General features: G+C 57.5%; 26 protein-coding genes and 1 other RNA gene. 16 read left to right on the top strand and 11 right to left on the bottom strand.

Features of this window, described 5'->3' with window-relative positions:
* From ACEQWH_RS05785 to ACEQWH_RS05770, 4 genes are all read right to left on the bottom strand, one after another.
* Positions 1-711, bottom strand: a 711-nt coding sequence (locus tag ACEQWH_RS05785) for a DUF2927 domain-containing protein (RefSeq protein ID WP_370228808.1), incomplete at its 3' end; no start/stop codon positions are given.
* 72 nt (positions 712-783) lie between these two features.
* Positions 784-1977, bottom strand: coding sequence for a toxic anion resistance protein (locus ACEQWH_RS05780; protein WP_370228806.1), 1194 nt, complete (start codon positions 1975-1977; stop codon positions 784-786).
* 24 nt (positions 1978-2001) lie between these two features.
* Complete coding sequence (locus ACEQWH_RS05775) at positions 2002-2883, bottom strand: 5-bromo-4-chloroindolyl phosphate hydrolysis family protein (RefSeq protein WP_370228804.1); 882 nt, start codon at positions 2881-2883, stop codon at positions 2002-2004.
* A gap of 188 nt (positions 2884-3071) precedes the next feature.
* A complete protein-coding gene (locus ACEQWH_RS05770; RefSeq protein ID WP_370228802.1) occupies positions 3072-4070 on the bottom strand; it encodes a pseudouridine synthase in 999 nt (332 codons plus the stop codon).
* Positions 4071-4133: 63 nt separating this feature from the next.
* Between ACEQWH_RS05770 and ACEQWH_RS05765 the strand changes: the two genes are divergently transcribed.
* Entirely contained in the window at positions 4134-4586 is a 453-nt protein-coding gene (locus ACEQWH_RS05765; protein WP_370228800.1) for a nucleoside deaminase, read from the top strand.
* Between the two features lie 79 nt (positions 4587-4665).
* On the opposite strand, the gene ACEQWH_RS05760 is transcribed toward ACEQWH_RS05765, so the two are convergent.
* Complete coding sequence (locus tag ACEQWH_RS05760; RefSeq protein WP_370228798.1) at positions 4666-5358, bottom strand: metal-dependent hydrolase; 693 nt, start codon at positions 5356-5358, stop codon at positions 4666-4668.
* 114 nt (positions 5359-5472) lie between these two features.
* Here ACEQWH_RS05760 and ACEQWH_RS05755 point away from each other — a divergent pair, with 114 nt between their 5' ends.
* From ACEQWH_RS05755 to rnpB, 6 genes are all read left to right on the top strand, one after another.
* On the top strand, positions 5473-6129 hold the full coding sequence (locus tag ACEQWH_RS05755) for a ceramidase domain-containing protein (protein WP_370228796.1): 657 nt from the start codon (positions 5473-5475) through the stop codon (positions 6127-6129).
* A gap of 30 nt (positions 6130-6159) precedes the next feature.
* Positions 6160-6447, top strand: a complete 288-nt coding sequence (gatC, locus tag ACEQWH_RS05750) for an Asp-tRNA(Asn)/Glu-tRNA(Gln) amidotransferase subunit GatC (protein ID WP_339401780.1) — start codon at positions 6160-6162, stop codon at positions 6445-6447.
* Positions 6447-7934 carry an Asp-tRNA(Asn)/Glu-tRNA(Gln) amidotransferase subunit GatA gene (gatA, locus tag ACEQWH_RS05745; protein ID WP_370228793.1) on the top strand — a complete coding sequence of 496 codons (1488 nt, stop codon included), beginning with the start codon at positions 6447-6449 and terminating at the stop codon, positions 7932-7934. The genes gatC and gatA overlap by 1 nt, the downstream gene beginning before the upstream one ends.
* Positions 7935-7970: 36 nt before the next feature.
* Positions 7971-8636 (top strand): hypothetical protein, encoded by a 666-nt coding sequence (locus ACEQWH_RS05740; protein WP_370228792.1) that lies wholly within the window; start codon positions 7971-7973, stop codon positions 8634-8636.
* Positions 8637-8653: 17 nt separating this feature from the next.
* Positions 8654-9295: an N-acetylmuramoyl-L-alanine amidase gene (locus ACEQWH_RS05735; RefSeq protein WP_370228790.1), complete on the top strand. Its 642-nt coding sequence runs from the start codon at positions 8654-8656 to the stop codon at positions 9293-9295.
* Between the two features lie 91 nt (positions 9296-9386).
* Positions 9387-9750: RNase P RNA component class A (rnpB, locus tag ACEQWH_RS05730), an RNA gene on the top strand.
* Here rnpB and ACEQWH_RS05725 read toward each other — a convergent pair.
* On the bottom strand, positions 9749-10915 hold the full coding sequence (locus tag ACEQWH_RS05725) for a phytanoyl-CoA dioxygenase family protein (RefSeq protein WP_370228788.1): 1167 nt from the start codon (positions 10913-10915) through the stop codon (positions 9749-9751). The genes rnpB and ACEQWH_RS05725 overlap by 2 nt on opposite strands.
* A gap of 86 nt (positions 10916-11001) precedes the next feature.
* On the opposite strand from ACEQWH_RS05725, the gene ACEQWH_RS05720 reads away from it, so the two are divergent.
* From ACEQWH_RS05720 to ACEQWH_RS05710, 3 genes are all read left to right on the top strand, one after another.
* Positions 11002-12030, top strand: a complete 1029-nt coding sequence (locus ACEQWH_RS05720) for a LacI family DNA-binding transcriptional regulator (RefSeq protein ID WP_370228787.1) — start codon at positions 11002-11004, stop codon at positions 12028-12030.
* A 151-nt stretch (positions 12031-12181) separates the two neighbouring features.
* Positions 12182-12349: a 50S ribosomal protein L33 gene (rpmG, locus tag ACEQWH_RS05715; RefSeq protein WP_007814563.1), complete on the top strand. Its 168-nt coding sequence runs from the start codon at positions 12182-12184 to the stop codon at positions 12347-12349.
* Positions 12350-12560: 211 nt separating this feature from the next.
* Complete coding sequence (locus tag ACEQWH_RS05710; RefSeq protein ID WP_370228785.1) at positions 12561-13082, top strand: GNAT family N-acetyltransferase; 522 nt, start codon at positions 12561-12563, stop codon at positions 13080-13082.
* A 16-nt stretch (positions 13083-13098) separates the two neighbouring features.
* Here ACEQWH_RS05710 and ACEQWH_RS05705 read toward each other — a convergent pair whose 3' ends face one another.
* The 3 genes from ACEQWH_RS05705 to ACEQWH_RS05695 form a co-directional block, all read right to left on the bottom strand.
* Positions 13099-13551 (bottom strand): hypothetical protein, encoded by a 453-nt coding sequence (locus tag ACEQWH_RS05705; protein WP_370228784.1) that lies wholly within the window; start codon positions 13549-13551, stop codon positions 13099-13101.
* A 151-nt stretch (positions 13552-13702) separates the two neighbouring features.
* Positions 13703-14440 carry a Bax inhibitor-1 family protein gene (locus tag ACEQWH_RS05700; protein ID WP_370228782.1) on the bottom strand — a complete coding sequence of 246 codons (738 nt, stop codon included), beginning with the start codon at positions 14438-14440 and terminating at the stop codon, positions 13703-13705.
* 121 nt (positions 14441-14561) lie between these two features.
* Positions 14562-14771, bottom strand: a complete 210-nt coding sequence (locus ACEQWH_RS05695; RefSeq protein WP_370228781.1) for a DUF1127 domain-containing protein — start codon at positions 14769-14771, stop codon at positions 14562-14564.
* 126 nt (positions 14772-14897) lie between these two features.
* Here ACEQWH_RS05695 and ACEQWH_RS05690 point away from each other — a divergent pair, with 126 nt between their 5' ends.
* Positions 14898-15785 carry a LysR family transcriptional regulator gene (locus tag ACEQWH_RS05690; RefSeq protein WP_370228779.1) on the top strand — a complete coding sequence of 296 codons (888 nt, stop codon included), beginning with the start codon at positions 14898-14900 and terminating at the stop codon, positions 15783-15785.
* Here the strand turns inward: ACEQWH_RS05690 and ACEQWH_RS05685 are convergent.
* Positions 15782-16744 carry an NADPH:quinone oxidoreductase family protein gene (locus ACEQWH_RS05685; protein WP_370228778.1) on the bottom strand — a complete coding sequence of 321 codons (963 nt, stop codon included), beginning with the start codon at positions 16742-16744 and terminating at the stop codon, positions 15782-15784. The two genes, ACEQWH_RS05690 and ACEQWH_RS05685, sit on opposite strands and share 4 nt — an antisense overlap.
* 304 nt (positions 16745-17048) lie before the next feature.
* Between ACEQWH_RS05685 and ACEQWH_RS05680 the strand changes: the two genes are divergently transcribed.
* The 4 genes from ACEQWH_RS05680 (at position 17049) to ACEQWH_RS05665 (ending at position 20180) form a co-directional block, all read left to right on the top strand.
* Entirely contained in the window at positions 17049-17411 is a 363-nt protein-coding gene (locus tag ACEQWH_RS05680; RefSeq protein ID WP_370228776.1) for a helix-turn-helix domain-containing protein, read from the top strand.
* Between the two features lie 52 nt (positions 17412-17463).
* Complete coding sequence (hisN, locus tag ACEQWH_RS05675; protein WP_370228774.1) at positions 17464-18261, top strand: histidinol-phosphatase; 798 nt, start codon at positions 17464-17466, stop codon at positions 18259-18261.
* Between the two features lie 136 nt (positions 18262-18397).
* On the top strand, positions 18398-19732 hold the full coding sequence (locus ACEQWH_RS05670; RefSeq protein ID WP_370228773.1) for an 8-oxoguanine deaminase: 1335 nt from the start codon (positions 18398-18400) through the stop codon (positions 19730-19732).
* A 4-nt stretch (positions 19733-19736) separates the two neighbouring features.
* On the top strand, positions 19737-20180 hold the full coding sequence (locus ACEQWH_RS05665; RefSeq protein WP_370228771.1) for a CAP domain-containing protein: 444 nt from the start codon (positions 19737-19739) through the stop codon (positions 20178-20180).
* Between the two features lie 2 nt (positions 20181-20182).
* Here the strand turns inward: ACEQWH_RS05665 and guaD are convergent, their stop codons facing one another.
* On the bottom strand, positions 20183-21472 hold the full coding sequence (guaD, locus tag ACEQWH_RS05660; protein WP_370228770.1) for a guanine deaminase: 1290 nt from the start codon (positions 21470-21472) through the stop codon (positions 20183-20185).
* Between the two features lie 132 nt (positions 21473-21604).
* Here guaD and mgtE point away from each other — a divergent pair, with 132 nt between their 5' ends.
* Positions 21605-22996 carry a magnesium transporter gene (gene mgtE / locus ACEQWH_RS05655; RefSeq protein ID WP_370228768.1) on the top strand — a complete coding sequence of 464 codons (1392 nt, stop codon included), beginning with the start codon at positions 21605-21607 and terminating at the stop codon, positions 22994-22996.

Below are 22996 nucleotides of genomic sequence, written 5' to 3'. Positions count from 1 at the left end.
GTTAAAGATAGATGGCCGCGCAAAGGGGCTGTCGTTCACAATGCCCAGCCCTTGCGCGATTTCTTCGTGATAGCAGGACCGGCGCAGCAGATCCGGATGTTCCGCGCGCACCACCGCCACGGCCGACAGAATGCGCGGGTTAGGGTCTTCGGCGTGGCTGACCACCACCAGACAATGTGTGGCGCGCGGCGGCGACATGATCTGTGCTAAGGCCGAAGCGCTGAGGCTTGGCAACAGGGAGCGCAGCCGCGATGTCATGGCGCTGCGGTCGTCTTCGCCCAGGACCAGAACGTGGAAATTCGGGCGCAGGCGGCCTGTGGAAATCGGGTGGTTCGTGACGCGGGACAGGCGCGCGGCATAGTTGCGGATAATGTTCGTGTCTTCTGCGCGCACCTGATCGGGCACGCTCGGCCCAAACTCGATATTGATGCGCACGGGTTGATCCCATCGGGTCAGCAGGCGTTCTTGCCCCGTGCCCCGTTGCACCCGCGTGCCCACCGTATGTTCGTCAAAAAAGGTAACGCGCTCAAAGGTGCGTGCCAGCATGGTTGACGTATAGGGCGTGTCAGGCCCGCCGCCATCAGTGCGTAAAAGGCCCCGCACCAGCAGATCGCTTTGCACCCGCTCGTAATAGCGCGACACCTCGAGGCTTTTGGTACTCGGCTGCGGCAGAGCAGTCGCCGCAACCGTCTGAACGGACGGCTGAGCCACAGGCGCCAGCTGACACGCCGCGAGAGCTGACGCGCCAGCAAGGGCTGATATGCGGGACCAGAGGCGCGTCATCTAGCCGGCAGAGGTTCCGACTGTGTCACCCAATCCGGTCTTTTTGGCCTTGGCCGCAGCCAGCGTGTCGCGCAGCTCGGATTCCATCTTCTTCAGCTCAACTTCGGCTTCGGCACGTTTTGCTTTGCCTTCGTCGGCAATCTGCAGACTTTCCTCGATGGTGCCGATCAGATCTGCATTGGCCTGTTTGACCGCTTCGATGTCAAAGACGCCGCGTTCCATTTCTTCGCGGATCATCTTGTTGCTTTCGCGCAAGTTGGCCGCATTCGCCGTCAGCAGTTCATTTGTCAGATCATTGGCATCTCGTACCGCAGCCGCCGCTTCGGCAGAGCGTTGAATAGTCACCGCCTGCGCCAACTGGGTTTCCCAAAGCGGCACTGTATTCACCAATGTCGAGTTGATCTTGGTGACCAGTGACTTATCGTTTTCCTGCACCAGACGGATCGAAGGCAGGGACTGCATGGTTACCTGGCGGGTCAGCTTCAGGTCATGTACACGGCGCTCCAGATCGTCGCGGGCCGCGCGTAAATCGCGCAGCTCTTGGGCCTTCATCACCTGATCTTTTTCTTCAGCTGCCTCAACTTCGGCTTCTTTGGCAGGAATGACCGTCGCGTCCAGCTCGGCAATCTTGGCTTCGCCTGCTGCGATATACAGCGCCAGTTCATCATAGAATGTCAGCGTCTTTTCATAGAGCAGATCAAGCGACTTGATGTCTTTCATCAGTGTGTGTTCATGATCCAGCAGATTGTCGGTGATCCGGTCAATCTGGCCCTGAACTTCTTCAAAACGCGCGGTGAATTTCGCAAATGGCGCGACGCGGCCCAAAAGCTTTTCCCAAAAGCTGGTCTTGCGACGGGTGTCCAATTCGCTGACCGAAAAGCCACGAATGGTCGTAACGATATCGCGCAGACTGTCGCCCGCCGGACCAACATCCTTGTTGCGCACCCCATCCAGCATGGATTGGCTGATCGTCTGCAACTCAGCCTGCGCCGCAGAGCCAAAGCTGACGATTGAATTGGTGTCGCTCATATCAAGCTCTGCAATCCGCTTGGTGATTTCAGCAGAGGTGGCTGTGTCGGCCTGCTCAAGCGGCACGATCGCGGTGGATTGTGCGGGCTCAGGCAGCACGACCGCATTGATGGCTTCGACTTCGGCCAGTGCGGCTTCGGCTTTTTGGCGAACAGTATCAGACATAAAAATTCCCTCTTTTACAGTGTGTTACGCATCGTTTCGGATGCCTTCGCGTTGCAACCGTTCGCGCAACACATCGATTTCGACCGTCAGGTCAGAATGGTCATTCAATAGTAATTTCTGAGTGCGCGCGGCAAAGTTCTGCTCCAGATCGTCCAGCAGCGCTTCGAAATCAGCACGCGCCTGTGCATCTTGATTGCGGGCATAGATGTCGGCAAATTTGGCCGTCGCATCGCGCGCACCTTTCAAATAAACCGACAGATACTTGCGCGCAGAACTCAGATCGCGCGGATCGTCCTCAATCGTGCGGAACAGATCGCGGGCCGTGGTGCCAAACTGTGCCACCCGACGTTCCAGCGCACGGTCGCCAGCACGCAGGATCGAGTCCTTCATCGCTGTCAGATGCTTTTCTGCCTCTTCCACGGCGCGGGCAACGCGGTCAGTCTGAAAGGTATCAACACCCTCCATACCCTTGTCGCGCATCGGATCCAGACCAAAGGCAAAGCTGTGCAACACAGCGCCCAGACCCGCAAAGATCACCGCCTCGATGATCCCGTGACCCGCAATCCCAACCAAGGCAAGGCCAGCGCCGGTCAGCACCGATCCCGCCAGCTTGCGCGGCATCGCCGGGCGTCGCGCCACTTTGCGCGCCTCATAGGCCTCTTGCGCGATCAACCCTTCGCGGGTCAGCCAGCCGGCCAGCATCAACAGCCCAAGCGCAACAAGGTACTGCGCCATCACCAATGGCTCAGAGCTGAAGGCTTTCCAGATCAGGGGCAGGGGGGCCAGGAACAGAAGGTTGACCCGAAAGCCCACCTTGCTGCGTTTGGCGTTCTGAAACCCGCCCTTAGGTGATCCTGTGTTGCTTGCCCCATCGGGGCTGAATTTTCCACCAAACCGCTGCGCCATTACGAACCTCCTGTGAAAGAGGCGTAAAGGATCAATATGACAAGCAGAACAAAGGAGAGTCGCTGCAATCCATTCGCTGACATGTATGTGTTACCCCCGAAACCGTTGACAGGAATCTAGGCACTTTGGGGGCGTGTTGCTAGGGGGAACTCTGGCGAAAACGCATCAAAGCCAAGGTTTGCCGAGCTTCAGTCCGATGTACGCGGCTTGCGGGGGCCTCGGGATTTTGCCGCGTCACTGCGCGGGGGTGAGTGTCGTTTGGATCCCTCGCCCTGAAATGACGTTTTCGCTTTGCGCTTCTCGCCAAAATTCGCTTTGCCCTTTGCGGGTTTGCCACCGGGTTTTCTTGTGGGTTGTCCAGCGGGTTTTCCTGCGCCTTTAGCTTCAGGCTTGCGATTGCGAGACGGTGTTTTCCGGCTGGCCGGCGGTTTTGCGCCCTCAAGTCCCAGATGGTCGCGCAGCACGCGCCGCCGGATCTCTTCAACCTCACCCGCCTTCAAATCGCCCAGTTGAAACGGGCCATATGACACGCGGATCAGACGGTTTACTGTCAATCCAATGGCGCCCATTGCGCGACGGATTTCGCGGTTCTTGCCTTCTTTCAAAGACACCGTGACCCAGGCGTTTGCCCCTTGCTGGCGATCCAGTGAAATCACCATGGGGGCAAATCGCTCGCCATCTACTTCGATCCCGCGGCGCAGCGGCGCAAAGGTGTCTTCGGTTGGACGACCGTTCACGCGCACCCGGTATTTGCGCACCCAACCCGTGGACGGCAGCTCAAGCGTGCGCTTGACCGCCCCGTCGTTGGTCAACAGCAACAGCCCCTCAGAGTTCAAATCCAGCCGCCCCACCGTCATCACGCGCGGCAGATCGTCTGGCAGCTCATCAAAGATGGTTTTGCGGCCTTGCTCGTCCTTATGGGTCGTCACCAGACCCAGCGGTTTGTGATAAAGCCACAGACGTTCAGGTTCGGCATCCGCGATCGGCGCCTCATCCACGGTGATTTTTTCGTGCCCAAGAATGTTCAGCGCAGGCGAGGTCAGAACCTTGCCATCCACAGCCACGCGGCCCGCTTCGATCATGCGTTCAGCTTCGCGGCGCGAGGCAACCCCGGCGCGCGCCAGAACTTTGGCAATACGGTCGCCCTTAGGGGCATCTTGGGGCTTGGGGGCTGGTTTCTTGCTCATTCCTGGGTCTCTATCGCTCAATTCGGTCTTGCGAAAGGGGGAATGCGCGGGCATCTGGTATGCATGCAGTTCAAAAGCCACATGGATCAGGCGCTCGACGAGGCGCAAAAAGCCGCAGAGCGCGGCGAGGTTCCTGTGGGCGCGGTGCTTGTCGGACCAGATGGTGCTGTTCTGGCCGCCACTGGCAACCGCACGCGCGAACACAGCGATCCCACCGCCCACGCAGAAATCCTCGCGATCCGGCAGGCCTGCGCCACTCTGGGCAACGAGCGACTCACGGGCTGCGATCTCTATGTCACGCTAGAGCCTTGCCCGATGTGCGCCAGCGCCATCTCTCAGGCACGGATCGCGCGGGTGTACTACGGAGCAGCCGATCCGAAATCCGGCGGCGTCGCGCAGGGCCCGCGCGTGTTCGACCACGCCCAAAGCCACCACACACCCGAAGTCTATGACGGTATTGCCGCTTCCGCCTGCGAAGATCTGCTCAAAACCTTCTTCGCCCAGCGACGCGGCTAGGCTTTTTCTCTTGCCAGAAATATCCCAGGGTGAGGCCCAGCGGGCCGAGGGGCAGCGCCCCTTTTCACCCTTTAACCCCTTAGAACTCAATCGGCTCCATCACCTCAGGTTCTTTGACATCCACACCGGGCAGCCCTTCGATCAAAGCCTCTGCGGATTGCTCAAGCAACGGGAAGGTCTTGTAGTGACAGGGGATGACTGTCTTGAAGTCAAAAAAGGTTTTCGCCGCATAGGCTGCGCGCTTCATATCCATGGTGAAATGCCCGCCTGCGCAGAGAATGCCGATATCGGGCGCATGCAAATCGTTGAACACCGCCATATCCGCCATCACATCGGTGTCGCCTGACACATAGATCGTGTGGCCTTCGCCGGCGATCATGTAGCCACACTCTGTGCCCGGAACGATTGGGCCATTGGGCCCTGCAAAGCTTGAGGAATGCACCGCATGCACCATGGTCACTGCAACTTTGCCCAGTTGTACAGTGCCGCCCTTGTTGAACCCGATCGTGGCCAGATCTTCGTGTTCGGCCCAATAGCCCATCAGATCATATTGTCCCACCAGCGTTGCACCGGTTTCCCGCGCGATCTCCAGACAGTCTGCAACATGATCGGAATGCGCATGGGTGATCAGGATCTGGGTTGCGCCTGCGATGGCCTCGGCGCGGCGTGCTTCTGGGAAAACCGGGTTTCCTGTGATCCATGGATCAATCAGAATGATTTGACCATCGATCTCGATCCGGAAACTCGCGTGACCCATCCATGTGATTTTCATGAAGCTCTCCCTTTTCATGGTCTTTGGCGGCCTAAGGTGCTGCAGCTGGGTGCTGTTTGACCGCAAACGCTCTATTGTTGCCCTAACCCTATCAAAGAAAGCGAGTCGGCACAGATGGAACTGACGGAACAGTTGGACGGATATTGCGAACGTATTGATCCATCGTTCTGGTCCGAGCCTGTGAATGCGATCACCAATGCAGCGTTTCTGATTGCAGCGATGTACATGTGGCGTCGCTCGCGGTCGGTGCCCATGGCGCTGGCCTTATGCGTTGTCTTGTTCGCCATCGGCGTCGGCAGCTTTTTGTTTCACACCTATGCCCAGACCTGGGCGGCCATTGCCGATGTTGCGCCGATTGCCATCTATGTTCTGCTTTATATCTTTCTCGCAACCCGTGACTTCTGGGGCCAGAACACGCTGGTTTCGCTGGGCGCAGTGCTTTTGTTTTTCCCTTACGCCTATGTGACCTTGCCTCTGTTCCAGATGCTTCCGGTCTTTCATGTGTCCGCGGCCTACGGGCCTGTGCCTTTGCTGATCTTGATCTATGCGATCGGTCTCAGGCATCGCGAGCCTGATACAGCGCGGGGGCTGGCCATCGGCGCTGCGTTGATCCTGCTGTCGTTGACCTTTCGCTCAATTGATATGCCGATTTGCGAAAACCTGCCTTTGGGGACGCATTTCATGTGGCATATCCTCAACGGGATCGCCTTGGGCTGGATGATCGAGGTCTACCGCCGTCACATGCTTGCACAGCCCCCAAAGGGGGGCTAAACGCATATCAAGTTTAATCGGAGTTTTCGCATGTCCATTGACAGGGATACCGCCGCGCGCGTGGCCAAACTGGCGCGCATCAAGGTCGAAGAAGACGCGCTGCCGGCGCTGGCTGAAGAATTTAACAATATTCTCGGCTTTATCGAGCAGCTCAACGAGGTGGATGTTGAGGGCGTCGAGCCGATGACATCAGTCACACCGCAACGTCTGAAACGCCGCGTCGACGAAGTGACCCAGGGCGATATGCCAGAGGCGGTTCTGAAAAACGCACCAGACTCTCGCGAAGGGTTCTTTGCTGTGCCGAAGGTGGTCGAATAATGTCTGATCTGAACAAACTGACCCTTGCCGAAGCCCGCGACAAACTGCGCGCCAAAGACGTAACTTCTGTCGAGCTGACCGAGGCCTGCCTGTCTGCCATCGACGGCAGCAACGCGCTGAACGCCTTTGTTCACAACACACCAGAGCTTGCCCTAGAGCAGGCCAAAGCCGCAGACGCGCGTTTGGCCGAGGGCGACGCCCCAGCGATGTGTGGCCTGCCGATTGGTATCAAAGACCTGTTTTGCACCAAAGGTGTTCCATCCCAGGCCGCCAGCGCCATTCTGGAAGGCTTCAAGCCTGAATATGAAAGCACCGTCAGCCAAAACCTGTTTGATGACGGCGCGGTCATGCTGGGCAAGCTGAACATGGACGAATTCGCCATGGGCAGCTCGAATGAAACCTCTGTCTATGGCAATGCGGTCAACCCGTGGCGTCGCGGAAACGAGGACATGCCTCTGACACCAGGCGGCTCATCCGGCGGGTCCGCCTCGGCCGTGTCTGCAGATCTCTGCCTTGCGGCCACTGGCACCGATACAGGCGGCTCGATCCGCCAGCCAGCTGCCTTTACCGGCATCACGGGCATCAAGCCGACCTATGGCCGGTGCTCGCGCTGGGGCATCGTGGCCTTTGCCTCTTCGCTGGATCAGGCTGGCCCGATGACCAAAGACGTGCGCGACGCGGCCATCATGCTGGAAACAATGTGTGGCCATGACCCCAAAGACAGCACCTCTGCTGATTTGGCCGTGCCGAATTTCGAAGCCATGCTGACCGGTGACATCAAAGGCAAAAAGATCGGTATTCCAAAAGAGTACCGCATGGACGGAATGCCTGACGAGATCGAAAAGCTCTGGGCAGACGGCACCGCGATGATGAAAGACGCAGGCGCCGAGATCGTGGATATCTCGCTGCCGCACACAAAATACGCGCTGCCTGCCTATTATGTGATCGCTCCGGCCGAGGCCTCGTCCAATCTGGCGCGCTATGACGGCGTGAAATACGGCCACCGTGCGACGTTGGATGCGGGCGACGGCATCACCGAGATGTACGAGAAAACCCGCGCCGAGGGCTTTGGCTCTGAGGTGCAGCGCCGTGTGATGATCGGCACCTATGTGCTGTCGGCAGGGTTCTATGACGCCTACTACAACCGCGCGCGTCGTGTCCGGGCTTTGATCAAGAAAGACTTCGACGACGTCTTCGCGACAGGCGTGGATGCAATCTTGACGCCTGCAACACCGTCTGCGGCCTTTGGTCTGGGTGAAATGGCCGATGCCGATCCGGTGCAGATGTATCTCAATGACGTCTTTACCGTCACCGTGAACCTCGCAGGGCTTCCGGGGATCTCGATCCCGACCGGCCTTGATAAGCAAGGTTTGCCTCTGGGACTGCAGCTGATCGGCCGCCCATGGGAAGAGGGTGATTTGCTGAATTGTGCCTATGCGTTGGAAAGCGCTGCGGGCTACGTAGCAAAACCCAACAAATGGTGGTAGAACGCCCGCAACGATAAGGCAAATGAGACGTTGGACATGCGGGTTTTCTTAGGCTTGGGTGCAGCATTGGTTCTGGCGGCATGTGACGTGCCTGTGCCAGACAGTGGCGTGGGCTTTGACAATGGCAACTTCAAGCCGCGCATTTCCGACGAACCTCTGGGCGCAACGGCAACACCGCTGCCGGCCGCGGAATCCGTCAGCAGCGAGACATTGGATGTCTTGCAAGCCACAGCCACCGCAACTCCGGCAACTGGTGATGCAGGCTTTGTCGAGGCCAGCCCGTCCAACCCGGCGCCCGTGCGCGTGGACAATGCGGGCATCTCTGACGAGAACGATTTTGCCGCCGTTGACGCGCGCCGCTCTATCGAAGACGACGCCCAGCGTCGCCAACAGATCGCCGCGCAATATCAACAGGTTGAGGCCACCGATTTGCCGGAACGCAACGGCGGCGTAGGCCCCAATATCGTGGAATACGCCGTCCTCAGTGACAACCCGCTGGGCAACCGGCTGTACCGTCGCTTGGGGCTGAACGCGGCCAATCGCTTTGCACGCAATTGTCGGGCCTATCCAAGTTCGGATCAGGCGCAGATCGATTTTCTGTCCCGCGGCGGGCCCGAACGTGATCCGCGTGGGTTGGACCCGGATGGTGACGGGTATGCCTGCGACTGGGATCCGACACCTTTCCAAAAGCTTGGTGGCTGATGGGCGCTCTGCCCAAGATGATTCAAACCCCGTCGCCGAACTTTGGCCCGCGCAAAGCCACTGCGTCCCCCAGCCTTGTGGTGCTCCACTATACCGCGATGACAAGCGCACAAGCCGCGTTGGACCGTCTGTGTGATCCGGCCGCAGAGGTCTCGGCGCATTATCTGATCGAGGCAGGCGGCGCCATTCACCAATTGGTGCCTGAAACCATGCGTGCCTGGCATGCAGGGCAGGGGTCTTGGCGTGGGACTGCGGATGTGAACTCCCAGTCCATCGGTATCGAGCTCGACAATCGCGGCGACCATCCGTTTTCAAATCTGCAAATGACCACGCTGGAATGCCTGCTGGGCGACATCCTATCTCGGTGGTCTATCCCGCCCGGGAACGTCATCGCGCATGCGGATATGGCGCCGGACCGCAAACTGGATCCCGGCCCGCGCTTTGACTGGCGCAGGCTCGCGCTCTCAGGTCTCAGCGTTTGGCCCGATGATAATCCCGACACGCCTCAGGACTGGTCCACAGAGGCCACGCGCTTTGGCTACCCAAATGTGCCCGAAGCCTTCGCCGCCTTTCGTGCGCGTTTTCGGCCCTGGGCGACGGGCCCGTGCGACGATGAAGACAGGCGCATTCTGGCGCGACTCAACAGAGCAACCGCCTGATTTCACCTTGTCCAAAATACTCAAATTCCCAACCTCACCACAGACGCCAACAATTGACGCCTCTTGCATTCCCGCGTAACCACGCAGCCACGCAGGGGGCTGGATGACCGCGCAGATGCGAGGAAAGTCCGGACTCCACAAGGCAACGGTGCCGGGTAACGCCCGGCCGGGGAAACCCGAGGGACAGCGCCACAGAGAACAGACGGCCCGGCTTGTCCGGGTCACGGTGAAACGGCGAGGTAAGAGCTCACCGCGTCCTTGGCAACAAGGATGGCACGGCAAGCCCCACCAGGAGCAATGCCAAATAGGGACCGCACGCGCGTGCGCAGGGACGTCTTGGCCCAGTGGTCCGGGTTGGCAGCTAGAGGGGGCCGGGTAACCGGCTCTCAAGATGAATGGTCATCCAGAGGGGGCAACCCCTTGGACAGAATCCGGCTTATAGGCCCCCTGCGTTTATGCTTTTTGCCGCGCGCTTTGCGCCTGAAGTGCGCGCGTAAATGCCTCTTTGGACCACCCCTCAGAAATTGCCTCTTTCAGCAAGGCTTGCTGGGTTTGCGGGGCCAAGCCTCCGACGGGCGGATCATTGTCCAGATTGGTTGGAAAGGAATAGCCCTCGGCGGTTGCCGCCAAAGTCGCGTCAAGCTGCGCCTCGCTCAGTGTCTTTTCGTTCCAAGCAGCTCGCAAGCTGTCATAGGCCGCCAGACACATGGCTGGGCGGTCCACGGTCTCCATCGCGCGCCCGAAGGCCGATGAGATCTGCAGCAGGTTCACCATGCGCTGAATGTCCGCGCTGCGGTTTTCGCCGGCAGCATGAAAGAGTGCAGGGTTGAAGAACAGCGCATCCCCTTTTTCCAGTGGCAGCTGGATATATCGATCTTCGAAATCATCGCGGAAATCCTGACGCCGCCATGCCGCATATCCGGGGCGATAGAGTTGGGAGTAGGGCAACAGCTTGGTCGGCCCGCTGTCGATGGGAATGTCGCAATGGGCAAGCCCGCCCTGAAGCGTCATCAAAGGTGACAGATCATGCACATGCGCAGGATAGGTCGCACTGACTTCTGCGGTCTGAAAGCCCAGATGATAGTCCCTGTGGGCTTGCTGTGCCTGACCGCCCGGATGCACCAGATTGACCTGCGCGGTCATCTGATAGTTCGGCCCCAGCCACGCTTCACAGGCCGCGTCCATCAAAGGGCTTGCGAAATAGGCGACAAATACGTCTGGAGCCGTCAGGCAAAGTTTCTGCAGTGAATTCCAGATGCGATCGTTGCTGCCCGCGGCGGCAAAGTGATCGGCTCCACCGCCCAAGGCCTCTTTTTCAGCGGCGATGATCTGGCCATAGACCTCGGTCGCTTGGTCAATGGCGTCAAGGTTGGACTGCGCCCCCGTGATGACCAGCACGCCCGGCCCCTGACCCAATACCCAAGCCCATTCACTCAGAACCCGTTGACGTGCGCCCTTCAGTTGCTGGGCGACGTTTGCTCCGTCATAAACGGGAACCGACTTTTCAATGGATGCCGCAAGCGGGACATCCTTTGGGTCTAACGTTTGCTGCGTCAGCTCTTGGAACTCACTAAGCTGACAGGCGTTCGGGTCATAAAACCCCATATGGGAAAGCGTCATTTGGGCCTCTGATTAGGTGTTGGTTTTGCTAAACCTACCCAATGCCGCCGCTTGCCTGATGGCGAAAACACATCAATAATACATCAATGACACATCGCTTCCCGATCAAAGAAATCGCTCAGCAAGCGGGCCTAAGCACGGCAACGATTGATCGTGCCCTGAATGACCGGGCGCATGTCAGCCCGCAAACCAAGGCGCGTGTGCAGGCGGCTATGTCCGAGTTGGAGTTGCAAGAGCATCAACTGGCGGCCAAAGGGCGGCGCGTGTTCGTTGACTTTGTTATAGAGGCGCCAAAGCGGTTTTCAGACGAGGTGCGGCGCGCCTGTGAAGCAGTTTTGGGCGACATTGGCCCTGCGGTCGTGCGGCCTCGATTTCATACGCAGGAAATCGTGAATCAAGACGATCTGCTTTCAATGCTCGCCAAGATCTCGCAAAAACGTTCGCAGGGGCTGTGTTTAAAGGCGCGCAACACGCCAGAGGTTGCCAAGGCCGTTGCGGATCTTGAGGCCAAGGGTATTCCGGTGTTCACGCTGGTCACGGATATCCCGGGATCTGGCCGGCAAGGCTATGTTGGGCTCGACAATTACAACGCGGGCAAAACGGCCGCATATCTTCTGGCGCGGTCGGTGGGCGAGGCCCGGGGCAAGGTCATCACCTCAGTCAGTCGCGAGGATTTCCGAGGGGAAACCGATCGGCTACGCGGATTTCGCGAGACGCTAGCGGTGCTAAGGCCACGTCTGGAGTTGGTCGACATCGCCGGGGGCGCAGGGCTTTTTGCAAATACGCTCAAACGTGTCGGCCCATTGCTGTCGGAAACCGATGATATTGTTGGGGTCTATTCGATGGGTGGCGGCAACAAAGCCATCCTGTCCGAGCTGCCTGAGGCAGGCGGCACGCGACCGGTGTTCATTGCGCATGATCTGGACCGCGAGAACCTGGAACTTTTGAAAGCCGGGCGCGTGGATTTTGTGCTGCACCATGATCTGAAAAGCGACATGCGAACCTTGCTGGGGGGGCTGGTGTCGTTTCACGGGCTTGCCCCGCGCAAAGAGAGTTTTGCGCCCAGCGACATTCAGGTGGTGACACCGTTCAATATTCCGCAAGAGCTTCGTTGAGAATTTTGTGTTTTCTGGTCCAACAGTGTAAATTTCAACCAGATTTCTGGTCGCGAGCCATTGACTCGGCCCACCACACCGTTAAAAGGCGGGCTTCATAGAGATTTCACGGGCTCCTGTTTGATTAGGGCCCCGTTGTAGGAGACAAAAAATGGCGAAGCCGACGACAATCAAGATCCGTCTGAACTCGACCGCGGGCACAGGCCATTTCTACGTGACCAAAAAGAACGCCCGTACCATGACCGAAAAGATGGTCGTGCGTAAATACGACCCGGTTGTGCGCAAGCATGTCGAGTACAAAGAAGGTAAGATCAAGTAAGATCAAAGACTTCTTGGAAATGACAAAGCCGCGCCAGACCAGAGCGCGGCTTTTTCTTTTTGGGCCGCGCAAAACCAAAGCGTTCCGGAGATAGTCTGTTACACAGAGAAGATACGAAACGCTGGCAATCCCCTAAGGGGCTGGGCGTTTCGCGAAACTGACGTACAGGTTTTCACGAAATGCTTAGCCAAAGCGTTCAGGACCCAAACCTATGTCCCGTTATAGTACTCCTGCACTTATTGCAGAACCCGCATGTCCCTCTGATGCCGCCAACATCTCGGCGATGATGCAGCGCTCTTTTGGTCAGCTGTTGGCCAAGGATTATGACGACCGCGTGCTGGAATGCGCGTTGCCCATGATGACGGCGGCGCAGCCGGATCTTTTGGCCACGGGCACCTATTTTGTCGTGCGGAATGCGAAACGCGAAATCGTCGGAGCAGGGGGCTGGACAGACCTTTCCCCGACCCGCGGGCTGGGAGCCTTTGGCGAGGGCCACGTGCGCCACGTTGCGGTGGATCCAGCGGCCTTGGGGCAGGGTGTCGGACGTGCCTTGATGGAAGAGGTTTTTCTGTCAGCGCAAAGCTTTGGCATCACATGCCTGCGCTGCAACAGCACCATCACCGCCGCGCCGTTTTATGCTGCGCTTGGCTTTGAACGGCTGCACGACATCGACGTGACTTTTGCGCCGGATGTGCATTTTCCGGCGGTCGAGATGCGTAAGGTTTTGAACTAAGCGGCAGGCGCGCCGGTCATCCTTGGACGATGATCTGCGCGTCTTCCATCACTGCGGCCTGCCAGGTTTCAGGGTCCGTGACGGCTTTGATATTGCCGCGCAGAGTGATGCGAATGCTTTCATCGAAGTTGGTGATCGGCTCGGCCAGCTTGATTTGCAGGTTTGCGCCATGGTCACCATTGCCACACAGCGGGCACAGGCCCATGTCGGACACCAGGATCAGTTCGCTGATGGTTTCACCCGGCAGCATTGGGAACGCATAGCCCGAGATCAGAATACCTTCGCCACGCTCTTCCATTTGCTCGGGGAAGGTCTTTTGCACTTCATAGGTTGTCTCGGTCATGATCTCTTTGATCTTGATCTCTTCGAGCAACTGCCATGCGTCGGTGGTCTCTGCCTGCGCAAGGCTTGCAGTTGTTCCGATCGCTGAACCCATGGCGGCATAAAGGGCGAATTTGCTGGTTTGCATTGGTCGTTCCTGTTGTCTTCCCCGCGCAGAGCATGCCCTTTGGGAAAGCCTTTGTTAACTGTTTTTTTGCACGTTTGCGGAAAATTGCCGTTTAAAATCAAAAAGGGCCGGAACAATGTCCGGCCCTTGCATTGACTGTTTCCAGATCTGCTTATTCGCGGTTGCCCAGCAGTTGCAGCAGGAACATGAACATGTTGATGAAATCAAGATACAGGCTCAGCGCGCCCATGATCGCAGCTTTGCCCAACCACTCCTCGTCAGACGCATGTGCGTGCTGCAGGTAGGTGTTCTTGATGTTCTGTGTGTCATAGGCGGTCAGACCAGCAAAGATCAGCACGCCCAGAACGGAAATCGCCAGGCTGACAATGCCAGACCCAAGGAAGATGTTCACGATGGATGCCACCAGAATGCCGATGACGCCCATGATGAGGAACGATCCCCAGCCAGAGATGTCTTTCTTTGTGGTGTAGCCCCAGAGGGACAGACCGGCAAAGGCGATCGATGTCACCAGGAAGACCTGCGCGATGGAAAAGCCTGTGAAGGCGACGAAAATCCACGACAGGGACAGGCCCATAACGGATGCAAAGACGTAAAAGAACGTCTGTGCGCCTGCAGCCGACAGGCGATTGATCGCCGCGCCGAACAGGAACACCATGCCCAGAGGGGCAAACATTACGATCCAGCCAAGGATGTTAGGCGAAAGCGTCACAGGATCGCGGAACACGCCCAGCAGGTTCGGGCTGGTGCCCACGGCCCATGCCACAGCGAATGTCAGCAGCATGCCAATCGACATGGTGCCATACACTTTGTTCATATGGGCGCGAAGACCCGCATCAATCTCGGCAGCGCGGGCACCGGCCACACCGCGGATTGTGTTATACTCAGCCATTAAAGCCTCCAAGTTAATCTGAGTGGGCCCATGACAAGAGGTCACAGGCCGTCACTGCAGAATATTGGCCACTTGGGGCCGATTTTCAAGGATTTCCCGCCTGAAATCGGCGGGAAACACTTCAATTACACCAGAAATTAGGCGCGTCCCAAATCGGACGCTTGGCCTCGCGGATTGCCTCGGTTTGCGAGACGCCGATGTCCTCCAGTTGCGCCGGTGTCAGCTGCGAGAGATCGCGGCGCTGTTTGGACAGGTTCAGATAGCGGGTGACAGAAATCTTGGCGGCCGGGCCAAAACCCACGAAACGAGACAGAGTAGCGAAGAGAGTCATTGTCAGATCCTTTCCTATTTCTGATGTAAGTTCGGACACTCATCAATTATGTTGATATGTATTCCAAAGTATGGTGTATTTTTAAAACGAATGTTTGTTGTGTGATGCATCACAAGGATTGATGAAATGAGAAATCTCGACATAACCACACTCAGAAGCTTTGTGGCCGTGGCCGATCTAAGCGGCGTGACCAAAGCAGCCGGGTTCCTGAACCTCACGCAGTCTGCCGTGTCGATGCAGCTCAAACGCCTGGAAGAGATGATGGGGATCGATTTCCTCGACAGAACCGGTCGCGGCATCGCCTTGACGCCAGAAGGGGAGCAGTTGTTGGGATACGCCCGACGCATGGTTGCCCTGAACGATGAAATCGTGCGGCGTCTGTCGGATGAAGAATATGAAGGCGAAATTTCGATCGGCGTGCCGCATGACATCATCTATCCGGCGATTCCAGCGGTTCTAAAGCAACTGCGCTCTGCTTATCCCCGCATTCGAGTCAATATGGTGTCCAGCAATACGTCCGAACTGATCCCTCAATTTCAGAGGGGCGCGTTTGATCTGATTTTGACAACCGAACCCACGCAAGGGGGCGAGCAATTATGTTCCTTGCCGCTGCGCTGGATGGGGGCCAAGGGCGGTGCGACCTGGCGGCGGCGTCCTCTGCGTGTGGCAGGGGGACGGATCTGTTCTTTCCGCCCTCGTATGCTGTCGTCACTCGAGGATGCAGGGATCGAATGGGAAAACGCCGTGGATACGGAATCAGACCGGACGGTTGAGGTAACAGTGGCCGCGGATATGGCGGTCTGTGTGATGATCGAAGGCACCGAGCCGCCTCACCTTGAGGTCATTGACCACGGTGGTGCTTTGCCCGAAGTCGGGACGCAGTTCATCAATATGTACGGCGCCGAAGCCAGCAAGGGCGAGGTGATCAACCGGTTTGCAGATTTGTTGCGCCAAGGGTTCGGATCGTTTCAGCACCGAAACGACCCGAATGTCGCGCAACGACGCATCGGTTAGTCCATTGTGACCACGACTTTGCCCGTCGACTTGCGCGCCTTCAGGGTCGCAAGCGCTTCGGCGGTGTCCTCAAGCGGGAACCGGTGGCTGATATGCGGCTTTAGCTTGCCGTCAGAATACCAGTCAAACAAGGTGCGCATGCTGTCCGTCACGACCTGCGGTTTGAACTTCAGGTAAGCGCCCCAATAGACGCCCAGAATCGTCAGGTTCTTGACCATCACATGATTGGCCGGGATCTGTGGCACCTCGCCACCTGCAAAGCCAATCGGGATCAGCCGTGCATCAGGGTTACACGCGCGAAAAGCCGCCTTCCATTGATCGCCGCCAATCGGGTCATAAACAACGTCGGTCCCCCCAAGGGCCAGGACTTCGGCGCGAATATCCTGCGTGTCTGAGTCAATCAGGTGGTCAGCCCCGGCTTGGCCCGCAATCTCGAGCTTTTCTGCGCCCCGCGCACAGGCGATGACGCGCGCGCCCATCAATTTCCCCACCTCAATCGCTGTCAGGCCGACGCCCCCAGCTGCGCCCAGAACCAGCAGTGTTTCGCCCGGTTGCATTTGCGCGCGGTAGTTGAGTGCCACATGGCTGGTGCCATAGGCGACTTGAAAGGCTGCGGCATCCTCAAAGCTCATATCGTCGGGCAGAATCACCATCCGGTTTGCGTCAATACAGCCAAACTCTGCGAATCCGCCCTTGCCACCAAAGGCCGCGACACGTGCACCTATAGTGGGGCCATCTGTGTCTGGCCCAAGATCGTCGACGATTCCCGCGATTTCCAATCCACCGACGAACGGCAATGCAGGCGTATCTTGGTACGTGCCCTTCTGCATAAGCAGATCTGCAAAGTTCAGAGCACAGGCTTTGATCCGGATCCGAGCCTCGCCTTTATCGGGAATCGGTTTAGGAAGCTCTTGAACTTTGGCCGGTGAATCGAAGGCTTCTGTCAGGAAAGCACGCATAATTGATTTACCTTTTGTTAACGTTTTAGGTGTAACTCACCATGTTAAAGTCTTGGTTACAAACAGGCTTAATGTCTGACAATCCATATATTTCGTATATTCTTCAACCTAAGGTAAAATTGCATTTTCACATTTCTCAAAAAACTTGATCACGCACACGTTCATGGTATGATGTGTACGTCGCTGTAGGGATGCGAAGTGACAAACATAGTCGGGTACCAGTATGGGAGCTGGCCGACACCTTCGGCTACGGAATGTGGGTTTTCGTGGCTGGGTTAAATGGTTTGTATAAGGAGCCTATAGTATGACGCACCCCGTTGACGTCCACGTTGGCAAGCGTATCCGGCATCGCCGGTGGTTGATTGGTATGACGCAACAACAGCTGGCCGAACAGGTCGGCATCAAATTCCAACAGATCCAGAAATATGAAACTGGTGCGAATCGTGTCAGTGCGTCCCGCCTTTGGGACATTGCCGAGGCGCTGGATGTGCCCGTCAGTTTCTTCTTTGATGGCATCAGCGACGGCAAGCTTGTCGACGCGGATACGCCGTCTGATCTGATGGGTGATAAAGAAGCGCTGGATCTGGTGCGTTCTTATTACTCTATTCCTGAAAACCAACGCCGTCGTTTGTTCGAACTGGCTCGGGTGCTCAGCGACGTCGCTTGAGAATCTCTCTGCGCTGCGATAGGCGACCTATGGCAGGGCAGAGGAAATATCTATGCGACAAGACCTTAACGGCAAAGAGCTTCTTGGTGTTGCGTCACAACTTGCTGACGCAGCCGGAGCGGTCATTCTTCCGTATTTCCGAGGCGACGCGCTATCAACTTCTAACAAGCTCGAAGGTGGCTTTGACCCCGTAACCGTCGCGGACCGCGCAGCAGAGCGCGCGATGCGGGATTTGTTGGCGCAGCTGCGTCCGCAGGACGGCATTCTGGGTGAAGAGTACGGCACCCAAGAGGGCACATCTGGCCTGACCTGGGTGCTGGACCCGATTGACGGCACCCGAGGGTTCATCAGCGGAACTCCGACCTGGGGCACCCTGATCGCTTTGGCTGATGAGCAGGGGCCTTTGATGGGCGTCATCGATCAACCCTATATCGGAGAACGTTTCGTGGGTGGCTTTGGGGTTGCTGACGTAACGGGCCCGCATGGGGCGAAGACGCTTCAAACCAAGACGACCACTGCGTTAAGTGACGCCATCCTCTTCACAACCTTCCCAGAAGTCGGGAGCCCGGCCGAGCGGGCGGGGTTTCAATCTGTTGCCGAGCAAGTGCAGCTGACGCGCTATGGGATGGATTGCTATGCCTATGGGCTTTTGGCTGCGGGGCAGGTTGATCTGGTCATCGAAGCAGGGCTGCAACCTTATGACATTCAGGCCCCGATTGCTGTGATCCAAGCGGCCGGCGGCGTTGTGACAGACTGGCAGGGCAACCCTGCGCATAATGGCGGTCGCTGTCTTGCCGCGGCCACCCCAGAGTTGCATGCCGCCGCACTGGAACTCTTGTCAGGCGTGTAATCGAGAAAACAACAAAACCCTAGCTTGAAAATCTGCTGGTTTACGGTAAGCTTCTCTTGCGTCGAGAAGTTTGCCCGTATTCCGTCGACGCTACTCTCACATCTACGAAACGGGCGATAATTGATGTGGGATTGCTATGACCGAAATTCTGATACGAAATGCCGCCTATGTCGCCACGATGGACGACGCCGAGCGCGAGCTGCGCAACGTGGACATATTGGTCAAGGACGGTGTCATCGCGGACATCGGGACGGGGGTCGCTTCCGATGGTGAAGTGATTGACGCGAAAGGGTTTTTGGTCACGCCGGGGCTGGTCAATACACACCACCATCTGTTTCAAACCCTGACGCGCGCCGTTCCGGGGGCGCAGGATTCCTTGCTTTTTGGCTGGCTACAGCGGCTTTATCCGATCTGGTCGACGCTGACGCCCGAGGACATGTATCTGTCGGCGCAAATCGGTCTGGCGGAGCTTGCGCTGAGCGGGTGTACGCTGGCGGCAGACCATATGTATCTTTTCCCAAATGGGTCTCGACTGGATGATACCATCGCAGCGGCCTCTGATATCGGGATGCGGTTTCAACCTACCCGCGGATCCATGAGCATTGGCGTCTCGGACGGCGGACTTCCGCCGGACTCTTTGGTCGAGCGCGAGGCGGATATTCTGGAAGACAGCATTCGTCTGATCGATACGCATCATGATGCAAGCGAAGGCAGCATGTGTCGGGTGTCGCTGGCGCCATGCTCGCCTTTTTCGGTCAGTCAGAACCTGATGCGCGACAGCGCTATTCTGGCGCGCGACAAGGGCGTGATGCTGCATACCCATCTGGCCGAGAACGACGAGGACGTCCGCTATTCCCTGGAGAAATTCGGCTGTCGCCCGGGGCAATACGCCGAAGACTTGGGGTGGGTCGGGGATGACGTCTGGTTTGCCCATGTCGTCAAACTGGATGCGCAAGAGATTGATTTGTTTGCAAAACATCGCACCGGCGTCGCCCATTGCCCGTGCTCAAACTGCCGTCTTGGCTCAGGTATCGCTCCGATCCGCGAGATGCGGGACGCGGGTGTTCCTGTAGGGCTTGGCGTGGATGGATCGGCCAGCAACGACAGCGGCAACCTCATGAGCGAGGCGCGTCAGGCGATGTTGTTGCAGCGGGTGGCCAAGGGCGCGGATGCCATGTCTGCACGCGAGGCGCTGCATATCGCGACACGCGGTGGTGCCGAGGTTCTGGGGCGTCACGATTGCGGGCAAATTGCCGTTGGAAAACGCGCAGATATCGCGATGTGGAACATCACCTCGATTGAAATGGCAGGCAGTTGGGATCCAATTGCGATCCTTCTGGCGGGGCCTCAGAAAGTGCACAATCTGTTGGTAGAAGGTCGCCAGATTGTGCGCGATGGAATTTTGACAACCGTTGACCTTCCATTAGCAATTGAACGTCAAAATAACCGTGTGGGGGCCTTGCTGGAGTAAGTTCATGCGGGCCATGGGTCTAAAAACAATTCTTCTGGCGGCTATTTTGGTCACCGGTCTTTTCAGCCTTGCCCAGGCTGGATCCGGTCGGGACGTGGTTGCGATGACAAATACGTTTCGCGCCTCAAACAATTTGCCGGCTTTGACACCGTCGCCTTTGCTTGAGGCGATCGCCGCAGCGCATGGATCGGATATGCGGCGCAACGGGTTCTTCTCGCACCAAGGATCCGATGGCAGCACAATCGGTGATCGAGCGCTGCGCAACGGGTATAACTATTGCCTGATTGCCGAGAATATCGCGGTGGGTCAGCGTACTGCCAAACGGGTCACGCAGGCCTGGATTAAATCTCGTGGGCATCGCAGAAACATGCTGAATTCCGATGTTACGGAAATCGGCGTGATACAGGCGGGCAAATATTGGGTGATGGTGCTGGGGCGGCGGTGCTAGCGTTAGGCGCGCTTGCCGTTGATCCAGACCGCCTCGATTGCGCGGTCATCGCCCATCATGATGGTCGGAAACACGCTTTCCCAGAACTCATTCGCGTTGTCCACACGTTGTGAAATTGCATCCGTGGACGACAGGTTCAGCACAACAAGGTCGGCCTCAAGCCCCGGCGCAACATTGCCGATCTTATCCTCTAGATGCAGCGATTTCGCAGAGCCCTGTGTGGCCAGCCACAGTAGTTGCGCCGCGTGCAGGGGCGTGTGGCGCAACTGGCCGATTTCATAGGCCGCCGCCATGGTGCGCAGCATGGAAAAGCTTGATCCGCCCCCCGTGTCTGTGGCGAGCCCAACCGAAATGCCGCGCGCTTTCAGTCCTGCCATGTCAAACAGGCCCGATCCGATAAACGTGTTAGACGTCGGGCAGTGCACAACAGCCGCACCGACCTCGTTCAGGCGGCTGATCTCGCGCTCTTCAAGGTGGATCGCGTGACCATACAGCCCACGGCCGCCCAACAGGCCGAATTTCTCATAGGTGTCCAGATAGTCGCGTGCGTCAGGATATAGTCCCATGACCCATTCGATTTCATCGGTCTGCTCAGACAGGTGCGTCTGCATCAGACAATCCGGATGTTCCGCCCACAAGTCGCCCAGCATCTGCAATTGTTCGGGCGTTGATGTCGGAGAGAAACGGGGCGTAATCGCATAGGTGATCCGGCCCACACCGTGCCAGGTGTTAATCAAGTATTTGCTTTGGTCATAAGCGTCTTGCGCCGTGTCGCTTAACCCCTCAGGCGCGTTGCGATCCATACAGGTCTTGCCCGCAACAATCCGCTGGCCCCGGCCTTGAGCGGCCTCAAACAGAGCCTCCACAGACCCCGGATGGATCGTGGCATAGCTGGCAACGGTGGTTGTGCCGTGCTGTTTGGTCAGGTCCAGATAGCGATTTGCGATTTCGCTGGCATAGGCGCGATTGCCGAACCGCATTTCTTCGGGGAAGGTATAGGAATTCAGCCAGTCGATCAGACGTTTGCCCCAACTCGCGATCATGGCGGTTTGTGGATAATGCGCATGGGCGTCCACAAACCCAGCCATAATCAGGCTTTGCCCATAGTCTACGGTCTCGGCCAAAGGGTGCAGGGCGCGCAGTGTCTCGCGGTCTCCGACTGCGGCGATTTTGCCGTCTCGCAGCAAAACAGCGCCCTGACGGATATGTTGGGCTGCGTCTTCGATCGGTACCTGGAACGGATCAGCGCGAAAGCTGAGAACCTGTCCCAAAAGCAAAACTGTGTCGGTCATCGTTAATTCCCTCTTGCTGGCAACCTAACTTGCCGCGGCGGGGGCGTAAATTGCTGGGGTACCATTGAATTTCGGACACAGCTTCAATTAAGGTCAGAAAATAAGAACGTCCGGGGCAAAAGGAGGCGCGCCATGAGTGAAACAGAGCAAATCACGCCGCCAATTCCCCTTGAGGACGAAGACTATAGCCTCGACAGCAAAACCGTTTCTGCGGTCCTTTTTGCGCTCGAGACATCTGACCGCGACCGCCTTGTTGCGCTGCTGGACGATATGCATGCGGCCGACATCGCGGACCTTCTCGAGCAGGTCAACGCCTATGACCGACGTCGGTTAATCCAGCTCTATGATCGTGAGTTTGACGGGGAAATCCTGTCAGAACTCGAAGAAAGTCTGCGCGAGGATGTAATTTCCGTGCTGCGGCCGGAAACGTTGGCCGAAGCCGTGCGGGACATGGATTCAGATGACGTTGTCGATCTGGTCGAGGATTTGGACAACGAACAGCAAGAGGCCATCCTCGAGGTTCTGGAAGACGCCGACCGGGTCGCAGTCGAGCAGGCGCTGAGCTATCCAGAGTTTTCGGCGGGTCGCTTGATGCAGCGCGAAACTGTCTGGGCGCCAGAGCACTGGACGGTGGGCGATGCCATTGATTACATGCGTAATTCCGAGGAACTGCCGGAACAGTTCTATCACGTGATCCTCGTCGATCCACGTATGCGACCCGTGGCCAATGTCACGCTTGGCAAAATCATGGGGTCTCCGCGCGAGGCGCCGTTGAAGAACCTTTCTGAAGAGATGTTTCAGGTCATTCCGGTGGCGCAGGACGAGGGCGAGGTGGCCTATGCGTTCAACCAATACCACCTGATCTCTGCGCCCGTGGTGGACGAGGACGACCGACTGATCGGTGTGATTACAATCGACGATGCGATGGCCGTTCTGGATGAGGAACACGAAGAAGACATTCTGCGTCTTGCCGGGGTCGGTGACGAAAGCTCGCTATCTGACAGCGTTCTAGAGACCACAAAACAGCGCATACCTTGGCTGGCGGTGAACCTTGTGACCTCGATTCTGGCGTCCCTGGTGATCGCGCAGTTCGAAGCCACGATTGCGCAGTTTGTGGCCCTTGCGGTACTGATGCCTATCGTGGCCTCGATGGGGGGCAACGCGGGTACGCAGTCCCTGACGGTTGCCGTGCGTGCACTTGCGACCAAAGACTTGACCAGCTCGAACCTGTGGCGTGTGGTCTCGCGCGAGGCCTTGGTGGGGCTGTTTAACGGTGTGGTGTTTGCCATCGTGATGGGCATCGTCGGGGTTATCTGGTTTGGGACACCTATGCTGGGCGTAGTGATCGCTGTCGCCATGGTCATAAATCTGGTCGTGGCTGGACTTGCCGGCACAGGTATCCCCGTGCTTTTGGAAAAGATAGGCGTTGATCCGGCTCTTGCCTCTGGTGCGTTTGTGACAACCGTTACGGATGTGGTTGGTTTCTTTGCCTTTTTGGCGCTTGCGGGTGCTGTTTTACTGTAA

It is taken from the genome of Cognatishimia sp. (assembly GCF_964229375.1).
Lineage (GTDB): Bacteria > Pseudomonadota > Alphaproteobacteria > Rhodobacterales > Rhodobacteraceae > Cognatishimia.
The sequence above is the reverse complement of the archived record's forward strand: the minus strand, read 5'-3'. Positions and strand labels throughout refer to the sequence as shown.